Here is a 21,151-nt window from a genome sequence, read left to right on the forward strand (position 1 = left end):
TTTGCTGAGAATAACCTTCGTATAGAAACCGAATCGTTTTTCTTTGAACTGTCAATTCAGGTACTTAAGAGCAGGTTTTGGCAAATTGCTGATGATATGTTTCTCTTTACTATAATGAGCGAGCTGATTGGGATCACCCGATTTGTATACAGCCATGCTCGGATAGGCATATACAGGTCTCTCATACTCGTATTCATCCAAAATAAAGCCGTTCACTATCGAACCATCTTTGAAGGCAACAGGCAGCAACCGTTCCGGAGCGATTCCTTCTTCGACCCAAGCAGAAAGCGCAGTTAGCGCATCATGCTCTCTATCCTTGGGCGTTGCCCGGATTCCGATCCCAATATCCTGAACACCCGGACCATCGAAGACATGGGCAAGCCCCGGGATGATGTAATACCGGAAGAACGATTGTGTATTTTCTAGGCCGTTCTGTGCTTCGATCACCCGCTCGTAGTACTGCAGGGAGTCCGTGTACGGGATAATCGGATCGGCCGTGCCGTGAAGCATGATAATTTTTCCGCCCGCGTTCTTATAATCCTGTAAGTCTGCGCTATTTGCATTTAGAATTGGGGCCAACTGTTCGTCAACAAAATCCACATCGCGATTAAAATCAAACTTCGCGAAGTCATAGTCTTTGCCAAAAATCCAGCGGAATAGGTAAAGAAAACCTTTAGCAAACTCATCCTTATCACTTTGAGCGGAAAGGCCCAAAGGAAAACGCTCACTGCCCGGTACAACAACCGGAGCAAAAATCCGTTCCCCCGTTACAGGGTTTACAGGACCGTTATAGATGATTTGCATTGCACGGATCTGTTCATCATTCAATAGCTTACCGTCTTTAAAAATATCCGTATTAACGGTTATCCGATCAGGCTGTGCAAAAAAATGGTCTCCTGGAATGCATCCGCCTTCAGCGCCGTAATGCACAAGGATTTGCTCCGTAACAGTTGCAGCCTGTTGTTCGTCAAACCCTGCATCCGGATTCTGCGTTAGGGCAAGCCAATTCCATATGAAAGCAATGTGTAAATGGGTACGATTATTGGCTGGTGCCATTACTAGAATCCCATTGTAATCTTCAGGATACCGTTGTGCCTCCATTAATCCTTGCTGACCACCAGTGGAGCCTCCTGTAAAGTAAGAAAATTTAGGCGCTCTGCCGTAAAATGCTTGAATGATTTCCTTTGCAACAACGGTCATAAGGTGCGTTGCCCGGTAACCGAAGTCAACCCACCTTTCCGGCTTACCGATAAGCATGTCCGGGTCCGGGGCGGTTCCCATATCTGTATTGGCTGTAGCATATCCTCGACGGATTCCATTAATCAAAGACAATCGGTTCATGGTGCCTGCGTGGCCCCCGTTTCCAGTCCCCAAGAAGTTACTGTTCCAATTGGTAAGCGGCATCCATACTTCGATCAGAATATTCGAGTCGCCTTCCGGACTCATTCGGACGCAGACGCGACAGTGCTCCGGAAGCGGTTCCAATGGAAAGGCCAGACCAAAATCAGGCACGCCAGCTGGCACAAACTCGATTTGCGTAATTTCTCCATTTGTAATTTTCAGGGATTTCAGTTTTCCTCTTGCCTCATCTTCAGTACACATGTTGGTGCCCCTTTCGTCTTTTCTTGAAAAGTACAGAAGAACGAGCTGCTTATCCCATGCCAAATTAACCTCGAGTCCACGCTTGACTTAGGATAAACAGATCTCAACATCCATCTCCAGCATTTGCAGACCCTCTAGCCTGCCAAAAGTCGCGCTACTGACTGCCATCGATGATAGAGAATGTCCTCGCAGCAGGTCACAACGCGACGAGCAGGGAAATAACCGATTAAATTGGAAGCCAGGGCTGTAGCACCAAAGGCACCTGGAATGTAGCCTGTAATCAATTAGTCTAATTATAAGTTGGCGCTTCCCAAGGATGATATAAAGGAATTTAAATATGAATATCGCATTTTAAAGTTGAAAGAATAAATGGCGGAAAATGCAGGCAGTCCATTTTTGGTGAAATCAACAAGTATGTAAAAAGAGGTTCTCGGTCTGCTCGAGAACCTCTCTACTTATTACTTAACCGAATCGTACCATTCATTGACTTCGTTTGTAATGGTATCTCCGCCCGAAGACTTCCACTTCTCTACAAATTTATCAAACGCATCAATCGAAGACTCTCCATAAATGATCTTCGAGAATGTCTCCATTTGCATTTTTTGCAACAGCTCATTTCTGGACGACATAGTTGGCGTTACCGGTCCCTTGTAATGTTCCTTTACGCGCGAAGATTCTCCATCCATGGACAGAAGCATCGCATCGTACACGATTCTTTGTAATGGATTCGTGTCATCTGCAATCCCAAGAGCTTGCATAAAAGTTTGATCTTTCTTTGTGAGTTCTTCTTTCTTTGCTACTTTTACTATTATTTCCTTCATCTTTGATGAAACATCCGGCATGCCCCCAAAAATGTAACTGTTCGAATCAATCTTTCCACCGGGAATTTGCTTCTCGTCGGTCACAATCTTTCCATCTTTGACAACATACTGATAGCCCTCTTGAAATCCTTTAAAATATTCAAGCGGGTTATCGGATTCGTAGACAGCATACATCGAGTTCATATAATGAAAGAAAGCTTGAAGCGCTTCATCCGAAATATCTTTATTAATCATAATTCCGCCGGACATCGTAAAATAGGTGTGCAAAGCTGGACCATTGACCCCATTAGGCAGCGGATATGGTTTAAACATCGCCGTAGGGTTGGTCGCAAGCAACATGGAACCAGGATATTGGATGAAGAAAGAGGGAGCTGCAACAATTCCAACCTTATTGGATGTGACCGCGGTGACAATTGTATTTGGGTCATGTAAGGCAATATCGCTCGCAAAATACCCTTTATCCTTCCACTCTTTCATCTTCATTAAGCCCTGTTTGACCCCCGGTAAAATCGAACCATTTTGAAGCTTGCCGTCTTCTCCTGGATACCATCTTTCCGGCATGGCCCCGTAAAGTCCAAAGATCCAGGACCCGTCTCCAAGGAGACTACTGGTCATCCTATCCTTCATGGCAAAATCCAGGGCATATGTATCCTTCTGCCCATTACCGTCGGGATCCTGATTGACGAAAGCATCCATGACCGTTTCCAACTCTTCAATTGAAGTAGGTGCTTTCAACTTGAGATTGTCCAGCCAGTCCTGACGGATCCATAAAACGTTGTTTGCTTGCCCATAATCTGTACCAGTTCCAGGAATCGCCATCTTTTTGCCGTCTCGAGTGACCGGTAACCAAGGATCCTTTATATCGGCTAACGCCTGTTTCCAAGTTGGGGAGGCGTATTTCTCGAATACTTCTTCCACTTCCATAAACTTGCCCGAATCGATGAGAAGATTGGTGTTATCGGGATTAGCCGAGCTTATAATATCCGGCAATTCGTCGTTCGCGGATAGCATGAGTTTCAATTTTGTATTATACGAACCATCCGTACCGCCTCCTGTCCATAAAGCTTTAATCTTTACGCCAAACTTGTCTTCGACCCAGCGGGTGAACACATTGTCCGTAACGGATTCCCCTTCTCTATATTTATAGCCCGGATTTTCTCCCATAACTGTGGTAAACGACGCTGTTGGCTCAATCTTGCCATTCACGATATTCAGCTTCTTCGTTGTTTCCAGATTTGCCTTTCCCTTCTCGGCCTCGCCGTTGTTATTGACATTGCTGCAACCGATTAGCGCAGTAGTAAGTAAACCAACAGAAAGAACGGTAGCTAACCATTTCATATTCATTCAACCCCCCTATTTTTTTGGTTACGCTTTCATTATAGAAACATGATGTCACCTATGAAATAACGAATAAGCAACATCCGATATCTTAATCCAAACAACAACTTGGAAGCACCAGAACTGGTATTGCTTTTGTATAATAGTTTAAACTACGAAGGGCCAAACAGCGGGATTATGTAAGGAGCAAAATATCGGTTATTTTTTATCCCTACTGATCCTTCTGCCAATGCTCGCAATGCTTTTGTGACGTAGTATCGGATTTCTTCGTAATTTACTTCTAAATATCGTGTTCACCCTTGGGAGAGTCCGCCCGCTAAAAATAAATAATGAGTGTCCTTATTTGCCCACTGATAGCGCCATAATCGTCGTATTACGGTTAAAATACCTATCTCATTTTATATTTAATTGAGACAGAATGAGAACAAACAAAAAAACTGACGTCGTCTGTGCGTCAACGTCAGCCATAAATGTCCTATTTTTCTGCAAATTCTCATACTTTATCTCGTTTCCTTGTAAACCATTATTACAATTGAATTATTCAAATCTACCCTTCTAGTAGGTCTAGACCAGCATTGTACACGTTACCATTCACGGCACTCCACAGCCAATCTCGCAGGCTTGTGCCATGTTTGACCGGTCGATAAAATTCGGGGTCGTGAATTAGGGTATGAACTGTACCCATAGATTCCGGGTTCATTTCCCCAATTGGGTTGTCGAACAGGAAAATTCCGATGCCGGGGATTTCAGACTTCAAGGTATCCACCATCTCCTTGAGATCCTTCTCGAATTGCAGACATTGTTCCCGCTTCACTTCTAAGGTGCCGTGATCAATATAGTGTTGATACATAGCAAAAGCAACATCTCTAATGGAGTTGATATAAAGATATCGAACGGTATTACCCTTCTCGGCATAGAGGTTACGCATCCATTCAAGACAGATATTTGGACCCTGGAGAGGCTCCCATATCCGTTTGCTTGCCTGCCAGTTGTTCTGTGCTATTGTCCTCCATTGATCATTAAGTAACAAAGCACTATCAGGGCAGCAGGTTACATCGCTGCACTCCGGAAAATAACCCATGACATCCGAAGCTAAGGCTGCAACACCGAAAGCACCCCCACTTGTTCCCGTAATCAACAGTTTTGTCGGAGCAGACAGATGCTTCGTCGCTTGCTCCATAAGCCCACTGTAATTGGAGTACCCATGATGGTGCAGCACAGCAGGTGAGCCGTCCGTTGTTGTATAATGAAAATCACCATTTCCCACATGAAAATCCCCTGTAGCGTAGCTGACGAAAATGCAACTCCAGTTTCGAAAAGGATTATCCTGTGTGTCATTAAAGATACCGCGATTAAGTGCCATATCCATATAAGGCAATGATTTGTCGTCAAAATAAAAGGTTTCTCCTTGCACACCTAACCTGGATGGCCGGGCAGCCGTGTAGGCATTTATCGATACACCTCCGCCTAAAAAAAAGACGATGAGACCAGGCTCCGTTCCTTTACGCATGTAGCCCCAGTAAGGTGAACCCCCTGCACAAATAGCTCCGGGAACCGGGACTCTGTACCACTGTCCGGAAACCGGCACTTCCTCCAACACAGGTAACTGATGTTCTTCAAGATATTTTTTATATCCCTCAACATTATCCAACATATGATTCTCTCCTTTAAAGTCTAATACATTCCATTCTTACAACGGTTAACTCTGTCGTGAGTGACCCTATAATAAGAAAGACAGCCATCTCAATCTAATCTTCATTCCTTCTCAAATCTGGTAACGCTTTCAAATAAGGCAACCATTTAATTTACTTCATTAAAATGTGGTTCATTAATGTTCTCTTACCATTTATTTCTCATTTGCCACAGCAAGCTCTTGAATATCTAAGTTTGTTTTTTTTCCATACTGTAAAAAGTCAAATCCTGCTTTCTTGAACTCCTCAACAATAATGTCTGCGTGTTTTATTTTCTGCTCTTCACTCTTGGCTTTCATTACAAAATGTGTGTAATCTCCCTTACTCGGATTCCACTTGACTAAACCTTTTCCATTGGGAGATCCTGTTTTACTGAAATTGATTAAGTAGGAGGATGCTATTTTTCCTACGTTATAATCCTTCTTCTGCCAGAAGGCTTTTCTAAAATCAGAAAAGTAATTCAGGAAATAAGGGATTTCAGACCCGTGAAATGCCCCTAAATTTACAGGTCCAGGCATAATGTGATTGAACTCTAGAACATATGTCTTTCCTTTTGAACCTCCCTTTTCCCTTGCAATAGCAACACCGTTTAATACCGTTGCCAGCACTTCACCTTCGGTCGCTTCGGGAACAGGAACCATAAATGAAGTAAACAAACCGTCACCTCTCATACTTTCATCAGTCCCGTTAATATCATTCCAAACTACTCCAGTTATTAAATCTATATCTTTTGACATGCCTGATTCCAGAGCTTCTCTGAAATTTTTGGTAACATAAGTTCCGTCAATACAAGGTGCTGCGAATAAACCTAAATTATATACTTCTTCGGTCGACATATTTCTGAGGGCTTCCAAGCCTCCTGCATTCTCTACAATTCGATCACCATTCAACTTTCTATCACTCAATTTAGGGTACGTATTGATGATATCGAGAGGATAACTCATGCTGAAAGCGTGCTTGAATAACCCTTTGGCTTTAGGGGATACCAATAATGTGTTTACCAGATTCGCTCCAGCGGAGCCCCCCATAATTGTTACATTATTCGGATCTCCGCCGAACGCACTAATATTGTCATTTACCCATTCCAATCCTTTCACCACATCCATCAGTCCGTAGTTTCCGCTAGAGTTCTCAGGATCTTCTTCAACTAAATCGGAGGACGCAAACCATCCAAATACACCCAAACGATAATTGACACTTACAAATATAACATCTTGTGATGCAAGATGTTCTCCGTCTATAATTTCGATGTCCGACCCGCCTCCGACCCAACCTCCTCCGTGAATGTAAAATACAACCGGCATATTTGCCTTCATTCCCGTTTTGCTGTTAGTCCATATATTTAGAGTCAAGCAATCCTCGGATACTTTGTCTGAAACCATATATTCAGGATAATTTGTGTAATCTTCTTTATTTATTTTTTGCATACATGAAAATCCATATTCTCTCGTCTCTTTTACACCAGACCATGCTTTTACATCCTGTGGAGCCCGCCATCTGTTTTCTCCAACAGGAGGCGCAGCATAAGGGATTCCTTTATATATTGCCACTGAACTATCATTTGGGGAAAGATAACCTCTAATTTTGCCGCCAGTGACATGTTTTGTAATCTTGTCAGGTTTGAGAGTATTATTTTCCTCCCCTTTTATAATTCTCTTGTAATTAAGATCTCGGATTGATTGCTCTTGATTGTCGTTTGTGACTGCCAGTGCGTTGTTGGGTACAAAAACAGACAGAATCAACATTGCGCTTAAGATAACTACTATCACCTTTTTCACGAGCATTACCCCTCTCTCGGATTACCTTAATCAAACAACATTCCACCATGGTTAATACAATCCATGCGCAAAATGGGCTGCGCGGTCGTGATTCACCCTACAACAAGAACGACTACCATTTTGATCTCAACATTCCTCCCTTTATTTTTGACAGATTTTTCTTACGAGGAACGTAACCAACCATGAAAAACAATGTATACATGCTAAAAAAAGGTGTGTTATCACCCCTCACGATTGAGTTAACTTCATTATAATTTGATGCATCTGACCTCCGAAATAAAGGAATACAAACATAGGTATCTCATTCTAAGTGTTCTAATTATAGATTGTAATTACCATCGAAAATTAAAGCTGGCCATGAACCTTATGGACATCCAGTACAGTGTGCATTTATATCTTTAATGGGAAGTTTACATCTAGATTTCTAAGAGTACTTATTCGATTGCATCAAGCTTTCTAATAAAAAAAAGGCTCCTGAGCAATCTTTAAATTGCCACGGAGCCTTTCGATTTAATTTTCATTCCATCACAATTCAATTTTGCCTTTTCAACGTTCCAACCCTATATTTAGAACACTTCCATTCACGGCATTCCACAGCCAATCACGAAGACTGACACCATCTTTGACGGGCTGAAAAAACTCGGGAGTGTGAAGAAAGGTATGCTGTGTACCCAGGAGCTCCGGATCAAGCCCCGTATCGGGGTTATCCAGCAGGAAGACACCAATGCCAGGGATTTCGCTCTTCAGCACATCGACCATATTCCTGAGATCCTTTTCGAATTGTAGACTTTGTTCCCTTGTAAGCTCCATAGTGCCGTGATCCAAAAAATGTTGGTACCTTGCCAGAGCACTATCCCTAATGGAGCAAATAAAGAGGTACCTTACGCCGTCACCCTTCTCAGCATAAAGGGCGCGAAGCCAGTCAAGGCAAATATTTTGCCCGTGCAGCGGTTTCCATATCCGTTCATTTGCCTGCCAGACATGCTGAGCAACTGCCTGCCACTCGTTATAGAGCAACAATGAGCTATCCGGACAGCAGGTCACATCCCGGCACTCCGGGAAATAATCCATGACATCCGCAGCCAAAGCCGAAGCACCGAAAGCGCCTGCACTGCCGCCGGTGATCAGCAGTTTCGTGGGAGCTGATATAAATTGAAGCGCCTGCTCCATAAGCCCCCGATAATTGCGATAGCCATGATGATGCAGCACAGCAGGCGAACCGTCTATTGCTGTATAAGGGTAGTCGCTATTCCCCACATGGAAATCACCTGTTGTATAGCTTACCAAGATGCAGCTCCAGTTCCGAAAGGGATTATCTTGGGAAGGGTCAAAAAGGCCTTGCTTTACGAATGCATCGATGTACGGCAACGCTTTGCCGTCAAAATAAAATGTCTCCGAAATCTCATTTAACTTATTGGGACGTGCCGCCATATATGCATTCAGCGATACACCTCCACCGGAGAAATAAACGATAAGGCCCGGCTCTGTTCCTTTCCGCAGAAATCCCCAGTAAGGCAAGCCATCTGCACTAATTGCTCCGGGAACCGGGAGCCTATACCATTGTCCGGCTTCAGGCTTTCCCTCTAATATCGGGAAGTGCTTCGGCAAATATCCCCTTAACTCTTCGTCATTATCAAACATATGACAGCGCTCCTTATTAGATTAATAGTCGGTTTTTGATCTCACCCAGTGCATCCGCAAGATCCGGTCTTGCAGTCATTACTGTACGAAGCGTATCGGCAAATTCCTCAGGATGAAGCTCGCCAAACTCCGACAGCTCCTCAAGAATCTCCTGACAGTTCATAGCAACCGAACCATAAACGGTATCGTCGATGCCAGCCTGTCCGGGAATCAGGAAGCCTTTTCCCGCATACCGCTCAGCCATGAGCGCCAGTTTTCCGGCGGTCAGCCAGTTTGTTTCTCTGGACGACTTCTGAAGCTGAGCCTGTATATAGGCGGTCGCGTCAATGGAACCAAGATCCATTTTTTTATAATGCCCACCCTCTGCTTCGACATTGCCTTCATCGAATACGAGTATGTTGAAGCGTTTGCTGAGATCGAAGGAGAGCTTGAAATTTTCTCCTGATGTTTGCGGGGGCGGACAAAGATTCTCAAATAAATCACCTGCAGGAAGCATTTCAGCCATTGATCGCTGCAGCTCTTCTTCGAGCGGGAACTCTGACATACGGATACGGAATCCGTCGGGAAGGGACTTGTCAAGCTCGGCATATGTGAATCGTTTGGTCAGTTGATCAATGGGTACCAGCAAGTCAGAGGTAAAATGAGAAAATAATACCGGACCGGTAAAACATCTTGCCATGCAGGATGGAGATAAAGCCTTCCAAATCTCGCCGTGTGAATTCTCCTGGATCTTTGCCAGAATTGGAGCGAACTGTCCGAATATCGCACCGATTATAGGCACTGGAATTACTTCCAGACAGCGAATGAAGTCTTTTCGTTCGTCTGCGGTTAGCGTTTCAAGAATCTCCTTGTTATGTTCGTTTGCTGACTGAAGATACTTCATGTTAAATAATATATTGGTAATTCCGCTAAAGGAAACAGAGCAGCAGAGACCAAGATGCAGAACAGACAACATCTGCGTCATATAGCCGCCGGCGCTTCCCCCACTGACAACGATCCGTGTCCGGTCCATGTCGGGCTGCTTCCTGACGGCTGATAATGCGGCGCTGTTGAAAATCAGGTCGTCATCGATCAGATTCCCATTATATTCAGACTGAAAATCAATCGGTGTCGATACAGCCCAGCCTTTCCTCAAATAAAGGTTCAACGTTGCGTCATTTTCGGGCATTTCATAATGCGCGATGAACACCAGCGGTTTCGGAGTCGGCCCAGTTTCCGGAACATAAATACGAAGGGGACGCCGGCGCACAGTGCCGTTTTTTGAAATGAAAGGAATTTCAATATCCCGTTTTTCAACGGAGAAAGGCAGGTCCTGTTCTTTTACATTGGCTTCCGATAATAGTGCCATCATTTTTCGGATATCACGTTTCATGCATGTTCCTCCTTCGCTCCATGATTAATCATAATCTTCAATCCGCCATTCGTCTTTCCAGTCCAGATAAGCCATCTTCCCGTCGAACCGGAACGGTAGCCAAACATAATCTGCTTTATGTGTATTCTCATTCACATTATAAGAGGAACCGGTAAACGTAACTGGTTCATCTTGGCGGTCTGGATTAAAATACCGGTCATAGGCGTCAGCCAGAACGTCATATGAAATCATGCCTTCTTCATCAGTAATCCAGCGGTCAGCCAAGGCGATATACAGATCTTTCTTCTTCGGATGCTTGAATACCGAAGAGATCTGGGAACAGAAGGAAGTATTTGAGGGATCATTCACATGCGGATTACCCAGAATTTCGAATGGGCCGTGGAAAGACCGTGAACATGCAACTTCTGAAGGATTCGGATTATAGCTTGTCGTACCTGAGGTCACCAAATAATGCAAGTTTCTTCTTGTAAAATATGCCGGGGCCTCACGGACGTAAGGCGGATAAAAATTGGGGAAATGAGTTGAATAAAATCCCGTTACACCTGTATAATCCGCGGTCAAATCAGCACAAATCAATTCACTGTGAACCCGTTCGAAGTAATAATACGCTTTCCCGTCCCGTGCAACTGCCAGGTCGAAATCACCGGCACTCATATTTAAAGGGCGGAACTTGGTTTTAATCATCATATAAGGCCCTAGTAATTGATCTGCGGACATGATGGTCAGAGTCTGGGTGCTATCCTTTTCCATAATCTTGAGGAAGCAAATATATTTCCCGGTATTCTTGTTGAAAATAATGTGTGGACGATCCATATAACTGGCTGGATGAAGAGAAGAAGCAGGATCATTTTCCACTGGGGGAATAATCAACCCCTCATCTTGCCAATTGTAAAGGTCCTTGGACGAATAACAACGGACTCCCCAGTGCCAGATTCCGCTGCCCGGTGTTGTCTTCTCCTTATTCTCACCGTACCAATAGAACGTATCATTCTCGTAAAAGATAGAACCTGCGTGAGCTTGAATTCGTTTGCCTTCCGTATCCAGCCAGATTTGCCCCGGTCTAATTGATGTTTGCATAGATAATTTGGATCCTTTCTTGGTAATAGATTTTAGTCATGTGTTGACAAATTCTATACTTTCCTCACAGCTTAATTATAGGTTCCTGTATTTAGCTGTTGATATATAGGAATCCAAACATAAATATCTCATTTCTAATCTAAGACGGAATTCCAGTCTATAGACATTGCCAGCCGACTAACAGATTCATATAATGAGGTTACCTCAAGCAGAAATGGGAGATTAGCAACCAACCGGAGGAATAAAATTATGTACCAACTACTTATTGTTGATGATGAGACCTCTGTCGTAGATAGTCTGGCTATGACTGTACAATGGAAAGATTATGGAATAGAAGAGGTACATTGTGCATACTCTGCGCAAGAAGCACTGCACATTGCGGCCAAGTATTCGATTGACATTATGATTACGGACATTCAGATGCCAGAAATGTCCGGATTGGAGTTAATCGAAGTGATGCAGCATTATTCACGCAAAATCCGCTGTATCATCCTTTCGGGACATGACGAGTTTGAATACGCCAAAAAAGCCTTAGCTTTTCAGACACAGGATTACTTGCTTAAGCCAGTCGATTATAATGAGTTAATTAACTCGGTTAAGAAAGCAATTCATAATGTTGAAGAGGAATGGAAGGAAGTCATATCCTTCCAGCGTATTAAGCAAACCCTAGAGGCTAATCTCCCACTGATGCGGTCACAGCTGCTTAACGACCTGCTTAAGAACAAGATCATCCGCCATGAGGTTTTGGATGAGAGACTTGCTCTGGTAGGTGTTCCCTTTCGGTTCGATGACCCCTATATGATGATGGTTGTTCGCATGGAGGAGGACTTCTCGGGGTACGACCTCCAATCCTTATCACTCCTTGAATATGCCGTTACCAACATTGCAGATGAAGTGTTCCAAAAATTGTTCACTTTATGGCACTGCGTCACCGAGCAGGGATACTTAGTTTTTCTCATCAAAGGCAACCAGTCAGACGACTTGCACTTGGTGGATTCATTTGCAGTGAAGCTGCAGAACCATGTCCAAAAATTCCTGAAGGGCTCGCTCTCGATCTGCCTAAGCAACATCGCCAAGTTTCCAGACGACCTGCAAAACTTATATTTGGCCGCAATAAACGCCATTAACCGGAATATTGGAAATAATAAAAGTTTCTTCCTAACCATTAATGAAAAAAGTGAGCAGCCTCAGAGCTCCATCGTCAAAAAATTATATGCTCCGCCTGCACTTTCAACACTGCTGGATTCAGGCAGCTGGGACGAGGCGATTGCCAAGATTGATGAATTGCTCATTGTCGGCAGTAGTGCAGACGAACAATCTTACGATCTTTCACAGGATCAATTATTTACAGTGCTGCTTTATCTCTCATCCTCATTCACCATCTGTTTCCAGCCGAATGGATCCAGCTTATATGATCAGATGGGACCAGAATTCGATTTGTTGCTCCGCAAGAAGGGGCATCTCTCAAGACAACGAATTTACGACTGGGCAAGTAAAATTATAATTGCATTAAAGGCTAAGACGTCGACCCAAATGGAGAATGCACAACAGCAGGTTGCCACCAAAGTCCGAACATTTATTCATGAACATTTGTCTGAGGGGATTTCATTGCAAATCATTGCCGACCATGTGGGTCTGCATCCGGTGTATCTCTCCAAGATTTACAAGACGGTTATGAATGAAACGATTGGTGATTATATTTATCATTTCCGAATGGAAAGAGCGGTTCATCTCCTGCGAAATACGGACTTGAAAATATCTGAAATCAGCGACCAGCTGGGCTTTCAGGCAACCCCTCATTTCATCAAAATCTTCAAGGAACATTTCGGCAAGACGCCGCAGGATTATCGGAACCGGTAAAACTTATTTATCGATCACACGACAAAAGGCTCCCAGGTAATTGATTACTGGAAGCCTTTTTTTGCTAAATTGTACCCAGTTACTAAATTTGACCGCCGGGGACTGATAGTGCCTGCTGAATACGTTCCTCCAAAGAGCTGGTCATAATGATTCTAAACTCCTTGATTTCCATTCCGCTTTGGCTAAAAACGAACTTAAAGTGTGTGTGCTTTTGCAAAATCGGCTGCTGGATATCAACCGTGTAGGTTTTCCATTCAGAATCTGCACCTGTCAGCGTTATTGTGTGCATAAATTCAGCATTGTGGAAAATACTCACTGGAATTTGGGCAAGTTCACTGTTCTCAGCGCCAGCGCGGCACGTCAACTCCACCCGGTATATCCCCCGCTCCTTTAGGTCAGCTCGTATAAAAGTACTCCGTCCCCGAGAGATATCAAATATCTCTCCTGACACAACAGACTCCTTTTCCACTGGTACCGAAAGTATATCCAAGACCACATCGCCTTCCTCTTCCCTGAAGGCAGCCAATGCCTTGTCCAGCTCTGTTTCCATCCCATGCATCCGGTTAAAAGCTGTTGTTCCCATCAAATAGTGGCAAATGTTCATTGCTGAGCGCTGATACTCACCCCGTGTCGCGGTTCCCTCCCGCATGGCTTCGGCCGAGTTATCCCCTCGGGCATTCTGCTCGGAGTCACTTACTACCATGAACAAATCGTTCTGTGCCCGTATCATTGCTGCCACATTCTGGACACTCCCCTCTTCTCCTTCGTCATTTCCCTTTGCCCACCAATCGGTCATTACAATCCCTCTGAAGCCCCACTGTCCCCGCAGGATTGTAGTTGTGAGATCATAGTTGCTGGCAGACCAAAACCCATTGATCGGGTTATACGAAGTCATAACCGAAATCGCATTGCCCTCCTTGACCGCAATTTCAAACCCTCGCAGATAAATCTCCCGCAGGGCCCTTTCCGATACCACAGCCTCCACCGTGTTGCGGTGCGCCTCCTGGCTATTGCATGCAAAATGTTTAATGGTACCCGTCACATCATAGGGATTCATACCATGCAGTTGTGCAACCACCATCCTGCCCGTCAGGAACGGATCCTCACTGAAATATTCAAAATTCCGGCCATTCAGAGGATTACGATGGATGTTCATTCCGGGTCCAAGTAGAGTGTCCACATGGTTTTTCCGCAGTTCCAAACCTGCGTACGCATACAGTTCTCTCAGCAATGCTTCATTAAAAGTACAGCCCAGGCAGGTCCCATTGGGCATGGAAAATGCTGTATTTCCACAGTCCATACGTATACCGCTCGGACCATCTGCTGAGCAAGCAAGAGGGATTCCGAAAGCTTCCAACCTCTTTGTCACACCGCCGAATGCGCCGGCTGTACCCGGAGTAACCTTTGGACTGCTCATGCCTTCACCACGCACAATACAACATAAATCTTCATCCGAAAGCTGAGCAATATAATCTTCCATGCTGACCATATTCGATTTGACATCTGCAAGCTTATATCCTTTATCTCCAGTATAAGGAATTTCATTTGGAAGAGTTTCCACGCGGCGCGTCTTTGGTTCTATAGTCCGTATTGGAACCGGTTCATAGATTAGACTGCCGTCAGAGGCACAACGCATTCGCTCGAATGCAACAACCGGTGCCATGGACTCCTGTAATTGTTCCAGTACCTGCAGCTTGTCTATGGCAATGCTCCCGCAGGATTTCGCATTCCTCACATGATCTCCCACATGGAAGATGTAGCTCCCGGCTTCCAATACCCAAGCCGATCTGCACCCAGTGATGCCGGCATCATCATAGGACGCTATTGTTTTAAAATTTATTTCGATTTCAACGGATTGTTTTCCACCCGGAATCAGTTCTTTGGTTTTCGCAAACCCAGCGAGCACGCGGGCTGGTTTACCCAGTTTGCCTTGCGGAGCTTCACAGTAAACCTGAACGACCTGTTTCCCTGGCCTATCTCCGGTATTGGTAACAGTAACATAAATCCGGACACTATCGTTCAAACGCTCTATCCGTTCTGTCCGTGTTTCAAATGTGGTGTAGGACAGGCCGAAGCCAAATGGATACAGGACACGGTCTTTGGCAAAAGTCTCAAAGTAGCGGTATCCAACATAGATATCCTCCTGGTACAAGTTGCGTATTGAACCCCCATGATTCGCCGTGGACGGATAATCCTCAATGTCTCTTGCTATGGTGTCTGTCATTCGTCCGCTCGGACTTATCCTTCCGGTCAAAACATCGAGAACACCATTGCCGCCCTCCTGTCCACCTTGCCAAACATACAGCACAGCCGAAGGTTTATAAATCTCCACCCATTTCATATCTATGATATTGCCTACATTCAGCAACACCACAGTCCGTTCAAATTCTTTACAAACCATTTCTAACATAACTTCCTCAGCTTCTGTCAGTAAATAGCTTCCGGCTTCCGGTTTGTTATCCTGGTCTTCCCCAGCTGTGCGGCCAAGAATGATGATTGCCGCTTCTGACTCCCTGGCCGCTTGCTTAACCAGATCAGCATGAAGGAACATTTCTTCTTGAAACCACGGTTCCTTACCCCAACCAGAACCTTTTTCAAACGGATGCTCCTGCACCCATTCGAGATAAGACTGCTTGACCGCCTGATTAATCTCATAGCCATCTTTACTTTCCAAGGCCTCAGCAATCCCAACAACATATTTGGTATTGACCAATCCCCCGGATCCGGTACCGCACTTGTAATAGTTAAACTGTGAACGGCCAAACAGAGCGACCTTACTTCCTGGTGCAACAGGCAAAACATTGCAATCATTTTTGAGCAGTACAGCACCTTCTGCTGCGGCCTGCCGCGCTTTTGCAGCGTAGCGCTGCAAGTCAAAGTTTATCTCATTCATCCCTTGCCCCCCTATCACATCTTGGTCAGTTCGTTCACAATTTCAATTGCACACGCTTCTCCTGCCGGAAAATGACCGAAGTAAGCCAGTGAATCGTGATTAGTTCCATTGTAGCGGCAAGCTTTAACAGGAACTCCTGCTTTTTTTAATTGGCCTGCGTAATGTTCTGCTTCCAGCCGTAGGCCATCCAGCTCGGCGGTAACGACCAGCGCAGGCGGCAGCCCGCTAAAATCATCCGCCAACATGGGAGAAAAGTATATATTACTTAGCGGTTCTTTGCCCATATAGTTTTGGGCCATCAAGCGCAAAGCCCAATCCGTGGCGCGATCCGTTTGTTTTCCAAAAAAGGATTCTCCTCCTTCAGTAACAGGAAACTGATTTATAGACCAAATAAATCCATCGGGATGGTCATCTGTCCACAAAAGTGGCGGATTAATTAAAATTTGAAGAGCGATGAGCCCGTTCCGCCCTTCATGTTTAGCTCGTAGTGTCAACCCAGCCGTCAGGTTCGCTCCGGCGCTGCCGCCGCCAACTGCTATTCGCTTCGGATCAATATGATACTGCTCTGCATGATCATAGATGTACTTAATGACTTCATAACATTCATTAAAGGCTTCTGGGAAACGGTATTCTGGTGCAAGCGAATAATCGAAATCAAATATGACCGCGTCCGATTTTTCAGCAATATATTTCAACATATTATCCCTCCCCCGGGGAGAACCGGTAAACCATCCCCCGCCGTGAAAATGAATGAAGCATGGATAGGCCTTTTGAGTGTCCATATTTGGCCTCTGATAGCGCCATAAGCGGTTAATGTTGCGATAATATACCCGGTCCTCATATGTAACCTCAATTTCTCCTTCGCAGAGGTTGATGCTGTCTTCGTTATCAGCGTTCAAGTGAACTTTCTCTTGTAAATTACGCAGGACCAACATCAGTTGAGCCGGATCTTCCTCACCAGAAATTAACTTCTCGATATCTACACCTGTTAATGCAGCAATGTCTACACCAGGTGTATCATCCTTTTCATTGAGCTTGTTTTTCCGCTTCAATATTTCCATTAGCCAGGGGTCAAGCTTGCCTTCAGGATAGTCTGCACCCTTGCAGACCTTCACTTCCGCACCGTTAACGATTACAGTACCTTCGCCTGCCAAAGTTCTCGCGATTGCTTCTTGGCTATAACTCATTTGTCATTCTTCTCCTTAAATTTAGATGTAATTTATCAAGCTTGTCCTACTCCTTCACTGCACCAATGACGATACCTTTAGCAAAGAATTTTTGGAGGAACGGATAGATCAGCAAGATCGGTAAAGCTCCGATGAAGATCTGCGCAGAATTCAGGGACAAGGCATTGAATTTCGCGGCCTCTTCTGCATTCTTGATATCAATATTAGGCATGGATATAGCGGCTTTTAAAAATGTACTTAGAGGAACATTCTCAGGCTTCATATAGATTTGACCTGATAACCATTCATTCCATTCCCCTACTACGGTGAACAGACCCACAGTCGCCATGACAGGCAGCGATAAGGGCATCATGACTCTCAGATACACTTTCCAATGCCCGGCACCGTCGATAAAAGCCGCTTCTTCCAGCTCTTTCGGCAATGCCTTGAAAAAATTCATTATCAGGATGATATTAAAGACATTGACCATCGTCGGCAGGATCAATGCCCATATCGAGTTATACAGACCGATTTTGGTCACCACCAGATACGTCGGGATCATCCCCCCGTTAAACAGCATCGCTACAATAAAAAATCCGACAAACCATTTGTAGCCCGCAATCCCGTTTCGTCCTCCCCCTTTGGAGAGCACATAGGCTGCCATGCTGGTCACCAGAAGTCCCAGCGTGACACTTAACAAGGTTCGCTCCACCGAGATCCAGAGGGAACGAAGTAATTGGGTATCTTCCAGTGCCTTGCTGTAGGAACCCAAGTTCAAACCAATCGGCCAGAACGTCACTTGATTAGCGGATACGGCTGCACTGGAACTTAAAGATACAGACAACACATGCAGAAAGGGCAGAATACACATCACGGCCAGCATGATCATGACCAGATTGTTGATGAGTTGAAATGTACTGAATTTGGCTGTTGTACGCATTAGGTCCACTCCTTAGAAAATCTTGTATCCTGCTACTTTGTAAGCGATTCGGTATCCCACTAAAATCAGGATCAGACCCACCACGGACTTGAATAATCCGATGGCTGTACCGAAACTGTAGTTCCCCCCGATCAAGCCAATGCGGTACACAAAGGTATCGATGATATCGCCGCTTTCGTAGACCAGCGGATTGTACAAGTTGAAGATCTGGTCAAAGCCTGCATTGAGTACGCCGCCCAGAGAGATCGTCAGCATGACACAGATGGTGGGGATCAGACTTGGAAGGGTGATATTCAACATTTGTTTCAGTTTGCCCGCTCCGTCGATTTGAGCGGCTTCATATAGAGCCGGATTAATGCCCACCAGAGCCGCCAGATAAATGATGGACCCGTAGCCGAATTCTTTCCATGCGTCCGTCAAGAGCACAATGGGCACAAACCAGTGGTTGCTCCCCAGGAAGAACACAGGCTCCTGCCCCAGGGCTTGGAGCAACTGATTCACCAATCCATACTCCGGATTCAGCAGCTGGATGAAAATGCCCCCGAGCACCACCCAGGAAATGAAGTGAGGCAGAAACACAAAGGTCTGAACCGAAGTGCGCAGAAATTTATGTTTCACTTCATTGATTAACAACGCAAACGCAAGCGTACTGATCATGCCGATGACTAATTTGAGGAACGAAATTTTCAGGGTGTTCCAAATGACTTGGATGCTGTCAGGATACTCAAATAAAAACTTGAATTGGTCTAACCCGACCCAGGGAGAATTGGAGATCCCCAGATAAGGCTTATAATCCTGAAAGGCCATTAAGAGGCCACTCATGGGTACATAGACAAAAATCGCGGTCAGTACCACCGCAGGCAGGATCATCAAATATAATCCCCAACTACCTTTTGTTCTGGATAATTTCAGTTTTTTTGTTGGTACAGCAGGTACAGCAGTATTCATGCCCATGGTCTAAATCCTCCCAGCTGATTCTTATCATCTATGTTCATTATAATTTCAGCGATTTCGGCTTGATATAAAGCAATACAAATACTAATAACGCATTCTAAATATTAAAATTGTAAGGTCTACCACTCAAAAAAAAGGGAGCTTAATGCAGTTACCTGCATCAAGCTCCCTATTAATCATCATGATTTATTTGATAGAATCATACCATTCATTTACTTCTTTTGTAATGGTATCTCCACCCGTGGATTTCCATTTCTCCACAAATTGATCAAACGTATCCGCAGCAGCTTCACCGTAAATAATTTTCGTGAAGGCCTCCATCTGCATCTTTTGCAGCAGCTCGTTTCGGGACGACATCGTGGAGGTCGTCGGCCCCATATAATATTGCTTTACATTCGCCGAAGCTTGCTTCTTACTGACCAGATATGCATCGTAGACCGTTTTTTGCATTGGGTTGGAACCCTCACTCGTACCTGTACTGATCATCAGGGCGCGATCCTGTTCCGTAAGGTTTTCCTGATTGGCGATTTTATCAAACAGTTCTTTATTCTTAATTGGGTGTGCAAGTGCCGCTCCAAAGACATAAACACTCGTGTCAATCTTTCCACCTGGAATTTCTTTCTCATCCGTTACAATTTTGCCGTCTTTGACGATATAATCATACCCTTCCTGGTACCCTTTGAAGTAAAACGGGTCTTCTGACTCAAACACACCATACATCGAATTCATATAATGAAAGTAAGCCTGCAACGCTTCGTCTGAAATATCCTTGTTAATTAACGTTGCACCGACGATATTCAAATTGGTGCGCATATTCTGACTGTTAGCGCCTACAGGAAGCGAATACGGTACATATAGAGCATTTGGGTTGCTAGCGAGCAGAAGTGAGCCGGGATATTGCATGAAAAACGAAGGGGCAGATACGATGCCTATCTTATCCGATGTGACCGCTTGCACAATCGTATTAGTATCATGTAAGGCAATATCGCTGGCAATATACCCCTTGCTCTTCCACTCATTCAGCTTTACCAATCCCTGCTTGATACCAGGCTGAACGGACCCGTATTGGAGTTTACCGTCTTCTCCTGGATACCATCTTTCTGGTACGGATCCAAATAGCCCGAAGATCCAAGAGGCATCTCCAATGGCTGCTCCGCTCAACCTTTCCTTCATGGAAAAATCTAGGGCAAACGTGTCTTTGATTCCATTACCATTTGGGTCCTGATTGACGAACGCATCCATAACTGTTTCCAGTTCTTCAATCGTAGTAGGAGCTTTCAAATTCAGCTTGTCCAGCCAATCTTGGCGAATCCATAACACCGATTGTGCTTGACCAAAATCTTCATCGGCTGAAGGAATTGCCATTTTCTTGCCGTCACGGATGAACGGTAGCCACGCATCTTCTTTTGCAGCGACCGCCTCTTTATAGATGGGTGATGCGTATTTCTCAAACACATCTTCCACATCCATAAACTTGCCTGACTCAATTAAAAGATTAATAGAATTGGGATCTCCCAAATTGACGATATCCGGCATTTCTTCTCCTGAAGAGAGCATGAGCTTCAACTTCGTGGTAAACGAGCCGTCTGTAGCACCGCCCGTCCACAAGGTTTTAATCTTTACCCCAAGCGAATTATCAACCCAACGGGTAAACACATTGTCTGAAATCGATTCTCCGTCTCTAAACTTAACGGCCGGATTATCTAACCTAATTGTCGTAAACGTCGCGGTTGGTTCAATTTTCCCGTTCACAATATTCAGCTCTTTGGTTTCTTTGTTGACCGTGTCATTCTCGCTGCTGCCCTGATTATTGGTGTTGCTGCAACCAAGCACTCCCATTGTCAGCATGGCAGCGGCAAGTGCTAAGGTCAGCACTCTGTTTTTCATCTTCATACAGAACCCCCTGATGATGTTATTGAATACGTCTTTAATTATAGAAAAATGCTTCCTGCTGTTAAATAACGTATTCCGAACATTCATATCGCATACTAAATAGATCTAATATAGTAATATAAACA

The 21,151-nt window shown here is 44.6% G+C and carries 13 protein-coding genes; 1 reads left to right on the plus strand and 12 read right to left on the minus strand.

Annotated features, from left to right (window positions below; all coding sequences use genetic code 11):
• Window positions 1–51: 51 nt before the first annotated feature.
• The 7 genes from AC6CIF_RS21615 to AC6CIF_RS21645 all read right to left on the minus strand — a co-directional run bounded on the left by AC6CIF_RS21615 (window position 52) and on the right by AC6CIF_RS21645 (window position 11,320).
• The gene (locus tag AC6CIF_RS21615; protein ID WP_498201492.1) at window positions 52–1,602 is read right to left on the minus strand and encodes a tannase/feruloyl esterase family alpha/beta hydrolase; all 1,551 of its coding nucleotides are present in this window, start codon (window positions 1,600–1,602) and stop codon (window positions 52–54) included.
• A 458-nt stretch (window positions 1,603–2,060) separates the two neighbouring features.
• The gene (locus AC6CIF_RS21620; RefSeq protein WP_498201493.1) at window positions 2,061–3,767 is read right to left on the minus strand and encodes a type 2 periplasmic-binding domain-containing protein; all 1,707 of its coding nucleotides are present in this window, start codon (window positions 3,765–3,767) and stop codon (window positions 2,061–2,063) included.
• A 541-nt stretch (window positions 3,768–4,308) separates the two neighbouring features.
• The gene (locus AC6CIF_RS21625) at window positions 4,309–5,415 is read right to left on the minus strand and encodes a pectin acetylesterase-family hydrolase (RefSeq protein ID WP_498201494.1); all 1,107 of its coding nucleotides are present in this window, start codon (window positions 5,413–5,415) and stop codon (window positions 4,309–4,311) included.
• 192 nt (window positions 5,416–5,607) lie between these two features.
• On the minus strand, window positions 5,608–7,230 hold the full coding sequence (locus AC6CIF_RS21630) for a carboxylesterase/lipase family protein (protein ID WP_498201495.1): 1,623 nt from the start codon (window positions 7,228–7,230) through the stop codon (window positions 5,608–5,610).
• A gap of 546 nt (window positions 7,231–7,776) precedes the next feature.
• Entirely contained in the window at window positions 7,777–8,871 is a 1,095-nt protein-coding gene (locus AC6CIF_RS21635) for a pectin acetylesterase-family hydrolase (RefSeq protein WP_498201496.1), read from the minus strand.
• Window positions 8,872–8,887: 16 nt separating this feature from the next.
• Window positions 8,888–10,243: an alpha/beta hydrolase family protein gene (locus AC6CIF_RS21640; protein WP_498201497.1), complete on the minus strand. Its 1,356-nt coding sequence runs from the start codon at window positions 10,241–10,243 to the stop codon at window positions 8,888–8,890.
• A 24-nt stretch (window positions 10,244–10,267) separates the two neighbouring features.
• A complete protein-coding gene (locus AC6CIF_RS21645) occupies window positions 10,268–11,320 on the minus strand; it encodes a family 43 glycosylhydrolase (protein ID WP_249912593.1) in 1,053 nt (350 codons plus the stop codon).
• Between the two features lie 249 nt (window positions 11,321–11,569).
• Here AC6CIF_RS21645 and AC6CIF_RS21650 point away from each other — a divergent pair, with 249 nt between their 5' ends.
• On the plus strand, window positions 11,570–13,180 hold the full coding sequence (locus AC6CIF_RS21650; protein WP_062329962.1) for a response regulator: 1,611 nt from the start codon (window positions 11,570–11,572) through the stop codon (window positions 13,178–13,180).
• An 82-nt stretch (window positions 13,181–13,262) separates the two neighbouring features.
• Here the strand turns inward: AC6CIF_RS21650 and AC6CIF_RS21655 are convergent, their stop codons facing one another.
• From AC6CIF_RS21655 to AC6CIF_RS21675, 5 genes are all read right to left on the minus strand, one after another.
• Window positions 13,263–16,073 (minus strand): glycoside hydrolase family 3 protein, encoded by a 2,811-nt coding sequence (locus tag AC6CIF_RS21655; RefSeq protein WP_498201498.1) that lies wholly within the window; start codon window positions 16,071–16,073, stop codon window positions 13,263–13,265.
• A gap of 14 nt (window positions 16,074–16,087) precedes the next feature.
• The gene (locus AC6CIF_RS21660; RefSeq protein ID WP_498201499.1) at window positions 16,088–17,260 is read right to left on the minus strand and encodes an alpha/beta hydrolase; all 1,173 of its coding nucleotides are present in this window, start codon (window positions 17,258–17,260) and stop codon (window positions 16,088–16,090) included.
• Window positions 17,261–17,306: 46 nt separating this feature from the next.
• A complete protein-coding gene (locus AC6CIF_RS21665) occupies window positions 17,307–18,179 on the minus strand; it encodes a carbohydrate ABC transporter permease (RefSeq protein WP_347398345.1) in 873 nt (290 codons plus the stop codon).
• Between the two features lie 12 nt (window positions 18,180–18,191).
• A complete protein-coding gene (locus tag AC6CIF_RS21670) occupies window positions 18,192–19,133 on the minus strand; it encodes an ABC transporter permease (RefSeq protein ID WP_498201500.1) in 942 nt (313 codons plus the stop codon).
• A gap of 186 nt (window positions 19,134–19,319) precedes the next feature.
• Window positions 19,320–21,026 (minus strand): type 2 periplasmic-binding domain-containing protein, encoded by a 1,707-nt coding sequence (locus tag AC6CIF_RS21675; protein WP_498201501.1) that lies wholly within the window; start codon window positions 21,024–21,026, stop codon window positions 19,320–19,322.
• Window positions 21,027–21,151 lie beyond the last annotated feature (125 nt).

This window comes from Paenibacillus sp. GQ49 (assembly GCF_059759055.1).

What these genes read in the sequence shown, in the direction of transcription:
- AC6CIF_RS21635 (WP_498201496.1), bottom strand. Translation starts at nt 8,871, where the DNA reads ATGTTTGATAATGACGAAGAGTTAAGGGGATATTTGCCGAAGCACTTC.
- AC6CIF_RS21675 (WP_498201501.1), bottom strand. Translation starts at nt 21,026, where the DNA reads ATGAAGATGAAAAACAGAGTGCTGACCTTAGCACTTGCCGCTGCCATG.
- AC6CIF_RS21650 (WP_062329962.1), top strand. Translation starts at nt 11,570, where the DNA reads ATGTACCAACTACTTATTGTTGATGATGAGACCTCTGTCGTAGATAGT.
- AC6CIF_RS21615 (WP_498201492.1), bottom strand. Translation starts at nt 1,602, where the DNA reads ATGTGTACTGAAGATGAGGCAAGAGGAAAACTGAAATCCCTGAAAATT.
- AC6CIF_RS21625 (WP_498201494.1), bottom strand. Translation starts at nt 5,415, where the DNA reads ATGTTGGATAATGTTGAGGGATATAAAAAATATCTTGAAGAACATCAG.
- AC6CIF_RS21640 (WP_498201497.1), bottom strand. Translation starts at nt 10,243, where the DNA reads ATGAAACGTGATATCCGAAAAATGATGGCACTATTATCGGAAGCCAAT.
- AC6CIF_RS21645 (WP_249912593.1), bottom strand. Translation starts at nt 11,320, where the DNA reads ATGCAAACATCAATTAGACCGGGGCAAATCTGGCTGGATACGGAAGGC.
- AC6CIF_RS21655 (WP_498201498.1), bottom strand. Translation starts at nt 16,073, where the DNA reads ATGAATGAGATAAACTTTGACTTGCAGCGCTACGCTGCAAAAGCGCGG.
- AC6CIF_RS21670 (WP_498201500.1), bottom strand. Translation starts at nt 19,133, where the DNA reads ATGGGCATGAATACTGCTGTACCTGCTGTACCAACAAAAAAACTGAAA.
- AC6CIF_RS21660 (WP_498201499.1), bottom strand. Translation starts at nt 17,260, where the DNA reads ATGAGTTATAGCCAAGAAGCAATCGCGAGAACTTTGGCAGGCGAAGGT.
- AC6CIF_RS21620 (WP_498201493.1), bottom strand. Translation starts at nt 3,767, where the DNA reads ATGAATATGAAATGGTTAGCTACCGTTCTTTCTGTTGGTTTACTTACT.
- AC6CIF_RS21665 (WP_347398345.1), bottom strand. Translation starts at nt 18,179, where the DNA reads ATGCGTACAACAGCCAAATTCAGTACATTTCAACTCATCAACAATCTG.